13 protein-coding genes and 1 pseudogene are annotated in these 15,681 nt (G+C 73.1%); 8 read left to right on the top strand and 6 right to left on the bottom strand.

The annotated features are described in order from the left end of the window. Positions 1–131 precede the first annotated feature (131 nt). Positions 132–1,790 carry a DHA2 family efflux MFS transporter permease subunit gene (locus CGE01nite_RS13545; RefSeq protein ID WP_141371383.1) on the top strand — a complete coding sequence of 553 codons (1,659 nt, stop codon included), beginning with the start codon at positions 132–134 and terminating at the stop codon, positions 1,788–1,790. A gap of 51 nt (positions 1,791–1,841) precedes the next feature. On the opposite strand, the gene CGE01nite_RS13550 is transcribed toward CGE01nite_RS13545, so the two are convergent. Then, positions 1,842–3,260 carry a class II fumarate hydratase gene (locus tag CGE01nite_RS13550; RefSeq protein ID WP_048344343.1) on the bottom strand — a complete coding sequence of 473 codons (1,419 nt, stop codon included), beginning with the start codon at positions 3,258–3,260 and terminating at the stop codon, positions 1,842–1,844. A gap of 41 nt (positions 3,261–3,301) precedes the next feature. Beyond that, positions 3,302–3,937: a carbonic anhydrase gene (locus CGE01nite_RS13555; protein ID WP_048344344.1), complete on the bottom strand. Its 636-nt coding sequence runs from the start codon at positions 3,935–3,937 to the stop codon at positions 3,302–3,304. Between the two features lie 212 nt (positions 3,938–4,149). On the opposite strand from CGE01nite_RS13555, the gene CGE01nite_RS13560 reads away from it, so the two are divergent. From CGE01nite_RS13560 to CGE01nite_RS13575, 4 genes are read left to right on the top strand one after another with little or no spacing between them, the layout of a single operon-like run. Next, positions 4,150–5,442, top strand: coding sequence for an extracellular solute-binding protein (locus tag CGE01nite_RS13560; RefSeq protein ID WP_141371384.1), 1,293 nt, complete (start codon positions 4,150–4,152; stop codon positions 5,440–5,442). Between the two features lie 11 nt (positions 5,443–5,453). Next, on the top strand, positions 5,454–6,404 hold the full coding sequence (locus tag CGE01nite_RS13565) for a carbohydrate ABC transporter permease (RefSeq protein ID WP_371857590.1): 951 nt from the start codon (positions 5,454–5,456) through the stop codon (positions 6,402–6,404). Further along, positions 6,404–7,246, top strand: a complete 843-nt coding sequence (locus CGE01nite_RS13570; protein WP_048344347.1) for a carbohydrate ABC transporter permease — start codon at positions 6,404–6,406, stop codon at positions 7,244–7,246. The genes CGE01nite_RS13565 and CGE01nite_RS13570 overlap by 1 nt, the downstream gene beginning before the upstream one ends. 15 nt (positions 7,247–7,261) lie before the next feature. After that, a complete protein-coding gene (locus CGE01nite_RS13575) occupies positions 7,262–8,527 on the top strand; it encodes an ABC transporter ATP-binding protein (protein ID WP_141371386.1) in 1,266 nt (421 codons plus the stop codon). Between the two features lie 81 nt (positions 8,528–8,608). Here the strand turns inward: CGE01nite_RS13575 and CGE01nite_RS13580 are convergent, their stop codons facing one another. From CGE01nite_RS13580 to xseA, 3 genes are all read right to left on the bottom strand, one after another. Further along, on the bottom strand, positions 8,609–9,526 hold the full coding sequence (locus CGE01nite_RS13580) for a carbohydrate kinase family protein (RefSeq protein WP_141371391.1): 918 nt from the start codon (positions 9,524–9,526) through the stop codon (positions 8,609–8,611). A gap of 62 nt (positions 9,527–9,588) precedes the next feature. Beyond that, entirely contained in the window at positions 9,589–9,912 is a 324-nt protein-coding gene (locus tag CGE01nite_RS13585) for an exodeoxyribonuclease VII small subunit (protein ID WP_048344349.1), read from the bottom strand. Between the two features lie 83 nt (positions 9,913–9,995). After that, positions 9,996–11,288 carry an exodeoxyribonuclease VII large subunit gene (gene xseA, locus CGE01nite_RS13590; protein ID WP_141371392.1) on the bottom strand — a complete coding sequence of 431 codons (1,293 nt, stop codon included), beginning with the start codon at positions 11,286–11,288 and terminating at the stop codon, positions 9,996–9,998. A gap of 141 nt (positions 11,289–11,429) precedes the next feature. Here xseA and CGE01nite_RS13595 point away from each other — a divergent pair, with 141 nt between their 5' ends. After that, complete coding sequence (locus tag CGE01nite_RS13595; protein ID WP_048344350.1) at positions 11,430–12,452, top strand: 4-hydroxy-3-methylbut-2-enyl diphosphate reductase; 1,023 nt, start codon at positions 11,430–11,432, stop codon at positions 12,450–12,452. 104 nt (positions 12,453–12,556) lie between these two features. Here the strand turns inward: CGE01nite_RS13595 and CGE01nite_RS13600 are convergent, their stop codons facing one another. Continuing rightward, positions 12,557–13,939: a DNA recombination protein RmuC gene (locus CGE01nite_RS13600; RefSeq protein ID WP_141371387.1), complete on the bottom strand. Its 1,383-nt coding sequence runs from the start codon at positions 13,937–13,939 to the stop codon at positions 12,557–12,559. A gap of 153 nt (positions 13,940–14,092) precedes the next feature. On the opposite strand from CGE01nite_RS13600, the gene CGE01nite_RS13605 reads away from it, so the two are divergent. Together CGE01nite_RS13605 and CGE01nite_RS13610 are read left to right on the top strand one after the other, a co-directional pair. Further along, the gene (locus tag CGE01nite_RS13605) at positions 14,093–14,995 is read left to right on the top strand and encodes an ABC transporter ATP-binding protein (protein WP_371857591.1); all 903 of its coding nucleotides are present in this window, start codon (positions 14,093–14,095) and stop codon (positions 14,993–14,995) included. Next, a pseudogene (locus tag CGE01nite_RS13610) lies at positions 14,977–15,681 on the top strand (hypothetical protein); the annotation flags it as partial. The gene CGE01nite_RS13605 and the pseudogene CGE01nite_RS13610, both read left to right, overlap by 19 nt.

Here is a 15,681-nt window from a genome sequence, read left to right on the forward strand (position 1 = left end):
CTCGGCGGGAGCGTTCCCACGGATGGGTGTACGGGCAGCCGTGGTCGCCCGACGCGTCCCTGTCGGACGCAGGACCTACGCTCGAACCGGTGACGCGGTCAGCACGTCGCCCCGTCCCGAGAGGCACCGCCATGTCCCACCCCACCGCGACGACCGGGCCCCCCGCGCTCGCCGACCTGCACGGGCGCAGCCCGTGGAGCGTCCTGCCGCCGCTGTGCCTCGGCTTCTTCATGATCATGCTCGACACGACGATCGTGAACATCGCGGTGCCGACCTTGGTGCGCGAGCTCGACGCGAGCATCGCCGCGGTCGGCTGGGTCAACAGCGCCTACCTGCTCTCGTTCGCGGTCCTGCTGCTCGTGACCGGGCGGCTCGGGGACCGGTTCGGTCCGCGGCCGGTGTTCATCGTGGGCCTCGTGGTGTTCACCGTGACCTCGGTGGCCTGCGGGCTCGCCGACTCGATCGGTCTCCTGATCGCCGCGCGCGCGGTGCAGGGCGTCGGCGCCGCGCTCATGACGCCGCAGACCATGTCGATGATCACGCGCGTGTTCCCGCCCGCCAAGCGCGGTGCCGCGATGGGCGTGTGGGGCGCGGTCGCGGGCGTCGCGACCATCACCGGACCCGTGCTCGGGGGGCTGCTGGTCGAGACCGCGGGCTGGGAGTACATCTTCTTCATCAACGTGCCGGTCGGGCTCGTCGCGCTGTGGTTCGCGTTCCGCAACCTGCCGGTGCTGGCGACCCACGCGCGCACGTTCGACCTGGTCGGCGTGGCCCTGTCGGTCGTCGGCATGTTCCTGCTGGTGTTCGGCCTGCAGGAGGGCGACGCCTACGCCTGGGGCGCGATCGTCGGGCCAGTGACGGTGTGGATGATCATCGTCGCGGGCGCGCTCGTGCTCGCCGCGTTCGTGTGGTGGCAGCACCGGATCGGCGACGAGGCGCTGCTGCCGCTGCGGCTGTTCCACGTCCGGAACTTCTCGCTGTCGAACGTCGCCGGGTTCGCCGTGACGTTCGCGATGACCGGGATCTTCTTCCCGTTCACGATCTACCTGCAGCTCGTGCTCGGGCTCTCGCCGCTGCGGGCCGCGCTCGTGGGCGCGGGCGGCTCGCTGGTGTCGGGCTTCGTCGCGCCCGTCGCGGGGCGGCTGTCCGACCGGGTCCCGGCCAAGTGGGTGGTCGCGACGGGGTTCGCGATCCTCGTCGTGGTCGTGACCTGGCTGGTGGCGGTGATCGAGCCGGAGGCGTCGGTGTGGCACCTCGTGTGGCCCATGACGCTGTTCGGCGTCGGCACCGGGCTCCTGTTCTCGCCGCTCGCCGCGGCGGCCACGGCCGGGCTGGACCAGCGCACCGCGGGTGCCGGCGCAGGCGCGTTCAACACCACGCGCCAGATCGGCGGGGTCGTCGGCTCGGCCGCGGTGGTCGCCATGCTCACCTCGCGCCTGTCCGCGACCATCCCCGCGGCTGCCGCGGACGCGGCCGGCTCGCTGCCCGCAGCGGCGCGCCAGCCCTTCCTGGACGGGCTCGCGAAGGTCGACGCGTCCCAGTTCTCCGGTGGCTCGGGAGCGACGTTCCCCGTGCCACCGGGCGTGCCCGCGCAGCTCGCCGAGCAGGTGCGTTCCGCCGCGCTGCAGGCTGTCCACTCGGGGTTCGCTACCGCGGTGGGCCAGACGCTGCTGCTCACCGCGGCCGTGCTCGTCGTCGGGCTCGTCGCCGCGCTCGCGATGAACGCCATCCGCCCGCACGCGCACGTCGTCCCGCTCGAGGCACCAAGCCGGGAGCCCGTGACCAGCTGACGTGGCGCCGGCGGGCGCCACGTCCTCACGGTCCCCGCGTTCGCCCGTGCGTCAGGCCTGCGGCGGACGGGTCATGCTCAGGACGTCGAGGGCCGCGTCGAGCTGCTCCTCGGTGACCTCGCCGCGCTCGACGTAGCCGAGGTCGACCACGGCCTGCCGGATGGTCTGGCCGTGCTTGACCGCGTGCTTGGCGATCTTCGCCGCGGCCTCGTAGCCGATCACGCGGTTGAGCGGCGTGACGATCGACGGCGACGACTCGGCGAACGCCCGCGCGCGCTCCTCGTTCGCGACGAGCCCCGCGACGGTCTTGTCGGCGAGCACGCGGCTGGCGTTGGCGAGCAGGCGGATCGACTCGAGGACCGCTGAGGCGATGACGGGGATCTGCACGTTGAGCTCGAACGAGCCCGACGCGCCCGCCCAGGCCACCGTCGCGTCGTTGCCGACGACGCGAGCGGCCACCATGAGGACGGCCTCGGGGATCACGGGGTTGACCTTGCCGGGCATGATCGACGAGCCGGGCTGAAGGTCGGGGATCGCGATCTCACCCAGGCCGGTGTTGGGGCCCGAGCCCATCCAGCGCAGGTCGTTGCAGATCTTGGTCAGGCTGACGGCGATGGTCCGCAGCGCGCCGGACAGCTCGACGAGCCCGTCCCGCGACGACTGGGCCTCGAAGTGGTCGCGCGCCTCGGTGAGCGGCAGGCCCGTGTCCTCGCGCAGGAGCTCGATGACCCGCTGCGGGAAGCCTGCCGGCGTGTTGATGCCGGTGCCGACCGCGGTGCCGCCGAGGGGGACCTCGGCCGTGCGGGGCAGCGCGGCCTGCAGGCGCTCGACGCCGTACCGGACCGCGGCGGCGTAGCCGCCGAACTCCTGGCCGAGGGTCACGGGCGTCGCGTCCATGAGGTGCGTGCGGCCGGACTTGACCACGCCGGCCCACGCGTCGGCCTTGTCCTGCAGCGCGGCGGCGAGGTGCTCGAGCGCGGGGATGAGGTCCCGCACGACGCCCGCGGTGGCGGCGACGTGCACGCTCGTCGGGAACACGTCGTTGGACGACTGCGACGCGTTGACGTGGTCGTTCGGGTGCACGGCCGAGCCCAGCGCGAGCGTGGCGAGGGTGGCGATCACCTCGTTCGTGTTCATGTTCGAGCTCGTGCCCGAGCCCGTCTGGAACACGTCGACGGGGAAGTGCGCGTCGTGCGCGCCGCTCGCCACCTCGTCGGCCGCGCCGACGATCGCCTCGGCGACCTCGGGCGCGAGCACGCCCAGCTCGGCGTTCGCGCGTGCCGCGGCCTTCTTGATGCGCGCGAGCGCCTCGATGTGACCCCGCTCGAGACCTGTGCCGGAGATCGGGAAGTTCTCGACGGCGCGCTGCGTCTGCGCGCGGTACAGGGCGGTCGCGGGGACGCGGACCTCGCCCATCGTGTCGTGCTCGATCCGGTAGTCGACGGCGTCGTCGGGAAGCGCAGAAGTCATGCGCCCATCCTGCCGCACCCGGCGAGCGGGCCGTCGCGGACTCAGACCTCGCCGATGTCGCCGACGACCTCGGCGACCCGCACGCGACCGTCGGTCAGCGTGTACTCGAGCCCGACGATCGCGCACCGGCCGGCCGCGACCGCGTCGGCGAGAGTCACCGAGAACCGCTGGAGCATGAGGACGGTGTGCTTGACGTGCTCGTGGCCGAGCGCGGCGGCGGACAGGTTCTCGACCGGCTCGCCGGTCCGGGTGAGCCCGACGATGCTCGGGATGACGCGGTCCACCACGGCGCTGACGAGCCCGGGTGCCTGCGTGCCTCGCGTGAGCGCCTCCGTCGCGGCGGCGACCGCGCCGCACGAGTCGTGACCCAGGACGACGACGAGCGGCGTCCCGAGCACCGAGACGCCGTACTCGATCGACCCGACGACGGTCGTGTCCAGCACGTGGCCCGCGGTCCGCACGACGAACAGGTCGCCGAGCCCGCGGTCGAAGATGATCTCGGCGGCGACCCGGGAGTCCGAGCAGCCGAACAGGACCGCGAACGGGTTCTGCCCGTGCTGCACCTCGGAGCGTCTGTCGACACCCTGCGACGGGTGGAGCATCTCGTCGTTGACGAACCGGTCGTTGCCGGCCTTGAGCGCGGCCCAGGCCTCGGCTGGCGTGAGGGGTGTGGTCACGCGCCCATGGTGGCAGGTCGACGGATTCCCGTCCTGAGGTGTCCAGTTTCGCCGCCCCGGCGGCCCGGACGGACGTCGCGCGCGGGCGTCGTCAGGCATCCCGCAGAGCATCCCGCAGAGCGGCCCGGCGCGCGGCCCGGCGTGCGGGGGCCGCCGCACTGGTGTAGCCAGGACCCAGGACGCAACGGCGCGGACAGGGACAGGGGACAGGCGTGCGACGACGCACTCGCAGCATCGCGGCGACCGCCGCGCTCGCGCTCGCGCTCCCGTTGGCGGCGTGCGCGAGCGAGTCGGGGCCGCCGACGCTCACCTGGTACATCAACCCGGACAACGGGGGCCAGGTGAAGATCGCCTCGCTGTGCACGCAGGCGGCCAAGGGCGAGTACCGGATCACGACCGAGGTGCTGCCGCGCGACGCGGCGTCGCAACGCGAGCAGCTCGCGCGGCGCCTGGCCGCCAAGGACTCGTCGATCGACATCATGAGCCTCGACCCGCCGTTCATCCCCGAGCTCGCCGAGCCGGGCTTCCTCGCGCCGATCCCGTCGGACGTGGCCGAGGCGGTCACGACCGACGTCGTGCAGGGCGCGATCGACGGCGCGACGTGGCGCGACGAGCTCGTCGCGATCCCGTTCTGGGCGAACACCCAGCTGCTCTGGTACCGCAAGTCCGTCGCGGAGGCCGCGGGCCTCGACCCGGCGAAGACCCCCGTGACGTGGCAGCAGATCATGGACGCGGCCGCCGAGCAGGACAAGTTCCTCGGGGTGCAGGGTGCCAAGGCGGAGTCGCTGACGGTGTGGGTCAACGCCCTGATCGAGTCGGCGGGCGGGCACATCCTGGAGAACCCGGAGGCGTCGGCGGACGAGCTCACGCTCGGCTTCGAGTCCGACGCGGGCCGCAAGGCCGCCGAGATCATGGGCACGATCGGCCGCGAGGGGCTGGGCGGTCCGGGCCTGCCGACGGCCGACGAGAACGCGACGATGACCGTGTTCCAGCGCGACCGGGGCTCCTTCATGGTGAACTGGCCGTTCGTCTGGTCGGCGACCAACGCGGCCGTCGAGGACGGCACGCTGGACGCCTCGATCGTCGACGACATCGGCTGGGCGATGTACCCGCAGGTCGACGAGGGCACGGACGCGCGTCCGCCCTACGGCGGCATCAACCTCGGCATCGGCGCGTTCAGCACGCACGTGGACCTCGCGCTCGAGGCGGCGCAGTGCATCGTGAGCCCCGAGAACCAGGCGTTCTACTTCGCGACGAACGGCAACCCGCCGTCCTCCACCAAGGCGTACGACGACCCCCAGGTGGTCGAGGCGTTCCCGATGGCCGACGTCATCCGGGAGTCGCTCGAGAAGGCTGCGCCCCGCCCGCAGACCCCGTACTACAACGAGGTCTCCACGGGCGTGCAGGAGACGTGGCACCCGCCGGCCTCGGTGAACCCGGACACGACTCCGCGTGAGGCCACCGACTTCATCACCGCGGTCCTGAGAGGGGAGGCGCTGCTGTGACGTCGTCCACGGTGGTCCCGGGCGCCACGACGAGCGAGAGCGACGCGCCCCGCAAGGCGCGGCGCAGCGACCGCGCGCGCGACGAGGCCCGCCTGGGCTGGTGGCTCGCCGGCCCGGCCTTCGTCGTGATGCTCGCCGTCACGATCTACCCGATCCTGCAGGCGTTCTACGACTCGCTGTTCTCGTACCGCCTCACTGCTCCGTCCGACAAGGCCTTCAACGGCGGGCAGAACTACGTCGTCGTGCTGACCGACCCCGTGTTCTGGCAGGCGTTCCTGGTCACGTTCGTCATCACGATCGTCACGGTGCTCGTCGAGCTGGTCCTGGGGTTCCTGCTCGCGCTCGTGATGCACCGCGCGATCACGCAGCTGCGGGGCGTGCTGCGCACGGCGATCCTCGTGCCGTACGGCATCATCACGGTCGTCTCGGCGTTCGCGTGGTTCTACGCGTTCGACATCAACTCAGGCTTCGTCAACCACTGGTTCTCGTGGCTGCCGGGCATCGACGCCGACCTCAACTGGTTCGCCCACCAGGGCACGAGCCTGTTCGTCATCATGGCCTCCGAGATCTGGAAGACGACCCCGTTCATCTCGCTCCTGCTGCTCGCGGGCCTCTCGCAGGTGCCGGGCGAGCTCGAGGAGGCCGCGCAGGTCGACGGCGCGACGTGGTGGCAGCGCCTGCAGCGCGTGGTCCTGCCGAACATGAAGGCCGCGACCATGGTCGCGGTCCTGTTCCGTGCGTTGGACGCGTTCCGCATCTTCGACAACGTGTTCATCATGACGAACGGCGCCAACGGCACCACGGTGCTCTCGCTGCTCGCCTACCGGACGTCGATCGGGCGTCTCGAGATCGGCCTCGGCTCGGCGATCTCCGTGCTGCTGTTCCTGTGCGTCATCGGGATCTGCTTCGTCGCGATCAAGCTCTTCAAGGTCGACCTGGCCAGCGCGAGGGGGGAGGGCTGATGCGCACGTTGACGCCGCGGCTCAAGGTCGCGTGGGCGGTCATCACGCTCCTCGTGCTCGTGTGGGCACTGCTGCCCGTCGTGTCGATCATCGCCACGTCGTTCAAGCTGCCCAGCCAGCTCGACCTCGGCACGTTCTGGCCCAAGACCTGGACGACGACGAACTACGAGCAGATCTTCGTCGGCTCGGCCAAGGACCTGTTCCTGCCCGCGCTGCGCAACTCGATCGGCATCTCGCTGATCGCGACGTTCGTCGCCGTGGTGCTCGCGACGCTCGCCGCGTACGCGATCGCGCGGCTCGACTTCCGGGGCAAGAAGCTCATCCTGACGACCGCGCTCGGTGTCTCGATCTTCCCGGTCATCTCGATCGTCACGCCGCTGTTCAACCTGTGGCGCAACATCGGCCTCTACGACACCTGGCTCGGCCTGATCATCCCGTACCTGTCGCTCACGCTGCCGATCTCCATCTGGACGCTCGCCGCGTTCTTCCGGCAGATCCCCTGGGAGCTCGAGCAGGCCGCGCAGGTCGACGGCGCGACGAGCTGGCAGGCGTTCCGCAAGGCGATCGTGCCGCTCGCCGCGCCCGGGGTGTTCACGACCGCGCTCATCGCGTTCTTCATCGCGTGGAACGACTTCGTCTACGGCATCTCGCTGACCTCGACGAGCGCGGCCCGTCCCGTGCCCGCCGCGCTCGCGTTCTTCACCGGCGCGTCGCAGTTCGAGGAGCCGACCGGTGCGATCTCCGCCGCGGCGGTCGTCGTGACCGTCCCCGTCGTGATCCTGGTGCTGCTGTTCCAGCGCCAGATCGTGTCCGGCCTGACCCAGGGCGCCGTCAAGGGCTGAACAAGGAGAACTCCGATGGCTGCCATCACCCTCAAGGACATCGTCAAGCGGTACGGCGACGGCTACCTCGCCGTGAAGGGCGTGAGCCTGGACATCGCCGACGGCGAGTTCGTCATCCTGGTCGGACCGTCCGGCTGCGGGAAGTCCACGCTGCTGCGGATGATCGTCGGGCTCGAGGACATCACCTCGGGCGAGCTGAAGATCGGCGACCAGGTCGTCAACGACAAGGCGCCGCGGGAGCGGCACCTCGCGATGGTGTTCCAGAACTACGCGCTGTACCCGCACCTGACCGTCTACGAGAACATCGCGTTCCCGCTGCGGCTGACCAAGGGCCAGTTCACCGAGGAGGAGATTCGCGCGAAGGTCGAGCACGCCGCGGCGACGCTCGAGCTGCAGGACCACCTGCAGCGCAAGCCCGCGAACCTGTCGGGCGGGCAGCGTCAGCGCGTGGCGATGGGCCGCGCGATCGTGCGCGACGCGAACGCGTTCCTGTTCGACGAGCCGCTGTCCAACCTCGACGCGAAGCTGCGCGGCCAGATGCGCACCGAGATCGCGCGCATGCAGCGCCGGCTCGGCACGACGACCGTCTACGTCACGCACGACCAGACCGAGGCCATGACGCTCGGCGACCGCGTCGCGGTGCTGCGCAAGGGCGAGCTGCAGCAGGTCTCCTCCCCGCGCGGGCTGTACGAGCAGCCCGTGAACCTGTTCGTCGCCGGGTTCATCGGCTCGCCGCCCATGAACTTCCTGCCGGGCGAGGTCTCGGGCAACGAGCTCACGCTGCCGTTCGCGCAGGTCACCCTGTCCGACGAGCAGCGCTCGCGGATCGGTTCGCGCGACATCGTCATCGTCGGGCTGCGGCCCGAGCACTTCGCGGACGCGGCACTGCTCGAGGACGGCAAGAAGGACTCCGGGGTGACGTTCGACGCGGAGGTCGACGTCACCGAGTGGCTCGGCTCAGACCTGTACGCGTACGTGCCGTTCGAGACGAGCCCCGAGGTCGCCGGGACGCTCGAGGAGCTCGACCGGGACCTCGACGGCGAGGGCATGCGCACGCAGCTGGTCGTCGCGCTCGACTCCGAGTCGCGGATCCGGGACGGCGACACCGCGACCCTGTGGTTCGACCCGGCCAAGCTCATGGTGTTCGACCCCGAGTCGGGCGAGAACCTCACGTTCGACGCCGATCGGGCGCGGGAGATCGACGAGCAGAACGAGGCCGACCGGAAGGCGTCGCTCGAGCGGGCGCAGCAGCGCGAGCAGCGGGCCAGCAGGTCCGCCTGACCGTCCGCCGCGCGGACTCTCGGCGCGACTCGTCGAGGCCGCCGTGTCGGCCGGCGCCGTCGCCCTCGTCGGGGTCGCGTGTCAGTCGAGCTCGTCGGAGCGCGGCGGGTTGGCGCCGGCGCGCGAGACCGTGATCGCGGCGATGCGTGCGCAGCGCGTCAGCACGGCCTCGACCGTCGCGGCGTCCACGTCGTGCAGCCGCTCCCGGCGGTCCGCCCCGAGCAGCCCGGCCGACCACAGCCCGTCGATCAGCCCGCCCATGAACGAGTCGCCCGCGCCCACCGTGTCCGCGACCGTGACCCGCGGCGCGGCGACGTGCAGCCGCGCTCCGGCCGACGTCGCGGCGAACGCCCCCTCGCCGCCGTGCGTCACGACGACGAGCGCCGGCCCGCGCCGCGTCCACTCCTCGGCGATCTCCGCCGGCGCGACGCCGGGGTGCAGCCACGCGAGGTCCTCGTCGCTGACCTTGACCACGTCCGCGAGCCGGACCATCGCCTCGACGTAGGGCAGCGCGTGCGCCGAGCTGCCCATGAGCGCCGGGCGCAGGTTCGGGTCGTACGTCAGCGTCGAGGTCTCCTGGCGGCGGGACATCTCGTGGGCGACACGCGTGCCGCCCGGCTCCAGCACCGCCGCGATCGAGCCGGTGTGCACGACGAGCGGGACGGCCTCCTCGCCGTCCCACGAGGCCGGCAGGTCCCACTCGAGGTCGAACTCGTAGGTCGCGACGCCGTGGGCGTCCAGGTGCGCCGTGGCGACCGGGGTCCGGCTCGCGGTGCGGTCGCCGGTCAGCACGCGCACGTGCGACGCCTCGAGGTGCCGCTTCACCGTGTCCGCCGCGGCGTCGGTACCCAGCCACGTGAGCAGGTCCACCGCCCGGCCGAGCCGACCCAGGCCGAGCGCGACGTTCGCGGGGCTGCCGCCCGGGTGCTCGTCGCGCGTGCCGTCCGCACGCTCGACCACGTCGACGAGCGCCTCGCCGATGACGAGCGCGCGCTCCAGCGTCCCCGCGCCCCGGTGTCCCGCTCGCTGCTCGTCGGCCGCGGGGTGCCCGCCGGAGGCCGTCACTGGCGGCCGCCCTCGTCGGCGCCGCCGGGTGCTTGGGCGCCTGCGTCCCCACGGACACCCGGGCCCTCGCCCGCAGCCTCGCCGCGTGCGGCGGCGAGCCGCTCGCGTGCGCCGTCGAGCCACTGCTGGCACCGGGCCGCGAGCGCCTCCCCGCGCTCCCAGAGCGCGAGCGACTCCTCGAGCGACTCCGCACCGCTCTCGAGCCGGCTCACGACGGCGACGAGCTCGTCGCGCGCCTGCTCGTAGCTGAGCGTCTCGAGCCCGGCACCCGGTCCTGCCCCCGCGGTCTCGTCGGCGGGGGACGTCGTCTGCTTCGGCACGGCCGTCAGTCAACCAGAGCGCGCCCACACCCGCGCCGCCCTTGCCGCCGGGGCGTCGTCGGCTGCCGGTGCGACGGGGGCGGTCAGGCGTCCGTGACCTGCGCGGCGAGCTCGCCGTGCGCGACCCGGACCCGCAGCGGGTCGCCCGGCGCGACCTGCCCGGGATCGCGCACCACCGCACCGTCCTCGCGCTGCACCACGGCGTACCCGCGTTCGAGCGTGGCCGCGGGCGACAGTGCGCGCACGTGGCCCGCCAACCCCCGGACCTCGGTGCTCGCGCGATCCAGCAGGTGCGCGAGGGTGCGGCGGGCGCCGTCGCGCAGCGCGGTCACGCGCGCCTCGTGCGCGTCGACGAGGGTCGACGGCTGCGCGAGCACCGGGCGGCTGCGCCAGTGGTCGAGCGCGGTCTGCTCGCGCTGCAGCCGCTGCACGAGCGCCGCGCGGCTGCGCAGCCGCGCCTGGGAGATCCGTGCCCGCTCCTCGGCGACGTCCGGCACGATCCGCTTGGCGGCGTCCGTGGGGGTCGAGGCGCGCAGGTCCGCGACGAGGTCGAGCAGGGGCGCGTCGAGGTGATGGCCGATCGCGCTCACGAGCGGTGTGCGGCACGCGGCGGCCGCGCGCACCAGCGCCTCGTTGCTGAACGGCAGCAGGTCCTCGAACGACCCGCCCCCGCGCGCGACGACGATCACCTCGACCTGCGGGTGCGCGTCAAGCTCGGCGATCGCCGAGCTGACCTCGGGCACCGCGCGCGGGCCCTGCACCGTCACGCGGCGGATCTCGAACCGCACCGCGGGCCACCGCGCTCGCGCGTTCGACACCACGTCGTGCTCGGCGTCGCCCTGCTGCGCGCACACCAGCCCGACCACCGCCGGCAGGAACGGCAGCCGACGCTTGCGCGACTCGTCGAACAGCCCCTCGGACCCCAGCACGCGCCGCAGGTGCTCGATGCGCTCGAGCAGCTCGCCCAGCCCGACGAGGCGCACCTCGTCGGCGGCGAACGCGAGGCTCCCGCGCTTGAGGTGGTACGTCGGCCGCGCGTGCACGACGAGGTGCGCGCCGTCGCCCACGCCCTTGCCGAGCCGGGCGACGTTCGCCGCGCTCGTCGTCACCGCGATCGACATGTCGACGTCCGTGTCCCGCAGCGTGAGGAAGCACATCGAGTTCCACCGCTTGAGGTCGAGCACCTGACCCTCGATCCACACCGGCGGCATGCGCTGCACGTAGTCCGCGATCTTGGGCGCGAGGTGCCGCACCGGCCACGGCCGGTCGGGGGTCGTCTCGGCGGCCTTGAGCGGCAGCGGCAGACGCGGCTGGGCACCCTCGTCGGACCCGACGCCCCGCTCGTCGTCGGCCCTGCCCTGCTCGCCCGGCGCCATGTCGCTCACGGCCCCACCCTGCCTCATCGCGCCCACACCCGGGCACGGACCTGCGGGGGAGTGGTGAACGTGCTGCGCGGGTCGTCGGGGTGGCCGCGCGCGGAATCGGTCGGCGCGCGGGCTGCACCTAGACTCGGACGCGTGACCACTCCCTCCGCACCCAAGAAGGTGCTGCTCGCCGCGCCGCGCGGGTACTGCGCCGGCGTGGACCGCGCCGTGATCGCCGTCGAGAAGGCGCTCGAGCACTACGGCGCCCCCGTCTACGTGCGCAAGGAGATCGTCCACAACAAGTACGTCGTGGAGACGCTGGCCGCGCGCGGCGCGATCTTCGTGCACGAGACCGACGAGGTGCCCGAGGGTGCGCGCGTCGTGTTCTCCGCGCACGGGGTCTCGCCCGCGGTGCACGCCGCGGCCGCCGCTCGTTCGCTGCAGACCATCGACGCCACGTGCCCGCTGGTCACCAAGGTGCACAAGGAGGCCGTGCGCTTCGCCTCCGAGGACTACGACATCCTGCTCATCGGGCACGACGGGCACGAGGAGGTCGAGGGCACGCAGGGTGAGGCGCCCGAGCGGATCCAGGTGGTGAACTCGCCCGAGTCGGTCGCCGACGTCGTCGTGCGCGACCCCGAGCGTGTCGTGTGGATCTCGCAGACCACGCTCTCGGTCGACGAGACGATGGAGACCGTGCGCCGGCTGCGCGAGCGGTTCCCCGCGCTGCAGGACCCGCCCAGCGACGACATCTGCTACGCGACGCAGAACCGCCAGGTCGCCGTGAAGAAGATCGCGCCGCACTGCGACGTGGTCATCACCGTCGGCTCGGCCAACTCCTCGAACTCGGTCCGGCTCGTCGAGGTCGCGCTCGAGAACGGCGCGCGGTCCTCGTACCGCATCGACAAGGCCGACGAGATCGACCTGGCCTGGCTCGAGGGCGCCACGACGGTGGGCCTGACCTCGGGCGCGTCCGTGCCGGAGATCCTGGTCCGCGACGTGCTCGACCTGCTCGCCGCGCAGGGCTTCGGGGAGGTCGAAGAGGTCCGCACCGCGACCGAGGACCTCATGTTCTCGCTCCCGCGTGAGCTGCGTGCCGACCTGAAGGCGGCGGGCCACGCGCCCGCGCGCCCGCGCCGCGAGGGACGCCGCACCCTGGACGTCACCCCCGCCTGACCGACCGACCCGGCGCCGTCACCTGAGACGCGCCGACGTCCGTCTCGCGCGAGAAGGGCTGGCGCCCGGCTCACGCGCGGCGGGTGGTCGGGAGCGCCGGGCGCTCAGGCGCCTGCCGCCGAGCCGGTGCGGCCGTCGGGGGAGCCACCCGCCGCCTCGGCCTCGAGCGCCTGGGCGTCGCGGTCAGCGCTCGTGTCGAACCCGTCGAGGCTGACGAGCTGGTCCGCCGCCGAGGCGATCAGCTCGGGTGCGCTGAGCGCCGAGAGCTGCGGGTTCGCGGCGGGCGGCGTCTCGAGCCCGTCGCTCACCACGCCGAGCTCGGCGAACCGGCGCGCGCTGACGAGCACGCGCGTCTCGAGCGAGCCGACGGTCTGGTTGTAGGCGCCTGCGGCCGCGTCGAGCGAGCGCCCGAGCTTGGCGAGGTGGCTGCCGAGCGTGGCGAGCCGGCCGTGCAGCTGCTTGCCCAGCGTCAGCACCTCTTGCGCGTTGCGGGCGAGCGCGTCCTGCCGCCACGCGTACGCCACGGTGCGCAGGAGCGCGAGCAGCGTCGTCGGCGTCGCGACGATGACGTTGCGGTCCGCCGCGTACTCCCACAGCGCCGGGTCCTGCTCGAGCGCCGCGTGCCAGAACGCCTCGGCAGGGACGAACATGACGACGAACTCCGGCGCGGGCGCGAACTGGTCCCAGTACCGCTTGTGCGCGAGCGCGTCCACGTGGGCACGCACGTGCCGGGCGTGCGCCGCGAGCCGCTCGGTGCGCACACGCTCGTCGGCCGCCTCGTGGGCCTCGAGGTAGCCGAGGAACGCGACCTTCGCGTCGACGACGACCTGCTTGCCACCCGCGAGCCGCACGACCATGTCCGGGCGCTGCAGCCCGTCGTCGGTGCGTGCCTGCTCCTGCTCGACGAAGTCGACGTGCGCGAGCATCCCCGCGGCCTCGACCACGCGCCGCAGCTGCATCTCGCCCCACCGGCCGCGCACCTGCGACGCGCGCAGCGCGGTGACGAGCTGGGCGGTCTCGGCCCGCACGCGCTCCGACGTGGAGCGCATCGTCTCGACCTGCTCGCGCAGCGCGGCGGCGCCCTCGGCGCGGGCACGGTCCGCCGCGTGCATCTGGTTGCGCACCTCCTCGAGCGTGCGGGCCAGCGGGTCGACGAGCGCGCGCACCGCCTGCTCGCGCTGGGCGAGCTCGCCCACCTGCGTCTGGCGGTCCGCGGCGAACCGCTGCGACGCGAGCGCCAGGAACTGCTCGGAGCTCTGCGCGAGGGCGTCGGACGCGAGCGCGCGGAACTGCTCGGCGACGTGCGCGGCGGCGCCCTGCGCGGCGTCACGCTCCGACTCCAGCCGTGCGGTCGCGGCAGCGGCGGCGACCTGCGCGCTGCGCACGGCCTGCTCCGAGCGCCGCGCGGACAGCACCCACGCGACCGCCCCGCCGGTCACGACCCCGACGACCAGCCCCACCAGCACACCGAGCAGCACCTGTCCCATGCCGGGCACCGTGCCAGAGACCACCGACAGGCACGTCCCGGCCCCGCCGTGCGGCGGTGCGGGTCGGGGCGCGGAGCGGTGACCTGCGGGCATCCGGCCACCGGTGTCGGCGCAGGTCCCTATGCTCTCCACGTGCCCGACGCGACGCCTGAGCTGCCCGTGCCCCGCCCGGAGACGTCCGGGGAGCCCGCTGCGCCCCCCACCGTCCAGCCCGCCGCGGACCAGGCCTCGGGCGCCGAGCCTTCGGCGGCGCAGAGCCTGGCCGGGTCGCCCGCCGCCGGCGGGGTGACCCGCGCCCCGGGGACGCCCGCGCTCGAGCTGCGCGGGCTGTGGCGGCGGTTCGGCGACAAGGTCGCCGTCGCGGGCATCGACCTCGTCGTGCCCGCCGGCTCGTTCTACGGCCTCGTCGGGCCCAACGGCGCGGGCAAGACGACGACGCTGTCGATGGCCACCGGCCTGCTCGTGCCCGACGCGGGGACCGTGCTCGTCCAAGGGCACGACCTGTGGGCGGACCCGGTCGCGGGCAAGGCGCTGATCGGGGTCCTGCCCGACGGCGTGAAGCTGTTCGACCGGCTCACGGGTGAGCAGCTCATCACCTACGCGGGCCTGCTGCGCGGCCTCGACCGCGAGACGGTGGCCGAGCGCGCGCGTGACCTGCTCGCCGCGATGGACCTGGTCGCGGACGCGCGCACGCTCGTCGTCGACTACTCCGCGGGCATGACGAAGAAGATCGCGCTCGCGTGCGCGCTCGTGCACGCACCGCGCCTGCTCGTGCTCGACGAGCCGTTCGAGGCCGTCGACCCCGTCTCGGCGGCCAACATCCGCGACATCCTGGCGCAGTACGTCGCGTCGGGCGGGACGGTGATCGTGTCGTCGCACGTCATGGACCTCGTGCAGCGGATGTGCGACCACGTCGCGGTCGTCGCGGGCGGGCACGTGCTCGCGGCCGGGACGGTCGACGAGGTGCGCGCGGGCGCGAGCCTCGAGGACCGGTTCGTCGAGCTCGTGGGCGGGCGCACCACGGGGGAGGGCCTCGCGTGGTTGCGCACCTCCTGAGGCTCAAGCTCGCGCTCCTGCTCAACGGTTTCCGGCGCAGCGTCTGGCAGCTCGTCGGGTTCGTGTTCGCGGTGCTCTACGGCCTCGGCATCGCCGCGCTCGTCGTCGCCGGCATGGTCGCGGTCGGGACGCAGGACGTCGAGCTGCAGCGGACCGTGACGGTGCTCATCGGCTCCGCGCTCGTCGTGGGCTGGTGGTTCGTCCCGCTCATCGCGTTCGGCGTGGACGCGACGCTCGACCCCGAACGCTTCGCCACGTACCCGATCCCGCGGCGCACGCTCGTGCTGGGCCTGGCCGCCTCGGCGCTCGTCGGCATCCCGGGGGTGCTGAGCGCGATCGCCGCGGTCTCGACGAGCTTCGCCTGGTTCCAGCACCCGCTCGCGCTCCTGGTCGGTGTCGTCGGCGCCGTGCTCGGGCTGGCCGTCGCGGTCGTCGGAGGGCGGGCGCTGGTCGCGCTCGTCGCGCCGCTGGTCGCGCGTCGCCGCGTGCGCGAGCTGTTCGCGGTCCTCGGCCTGCTCGCGATCGTCAGCATCGGTCCGGTGCTCTCCGGGATCACGTCGCTCTCGCTCGACCGGCACACGTTCGACGGCCTCGTCCGCGTGCTCGTGTGGACTCCGTTCGGCGCGGCCTGGGCCGCTCCCGCCGATGCCGCGGCGGGGGAGTGGGGGCTCGTCCTGGTCCGGCTC

Origin of the sequence: Cellulomonas gelida (assembly GCF_006538725.1) — a bacterium.
GTDB classification, from domain to species: Bacteria; Actinomycetota; Actinomycetes; order Actinomycetales; family Cellulomonadaceae; genus Cellulomonas; species Cellulomonas gelida.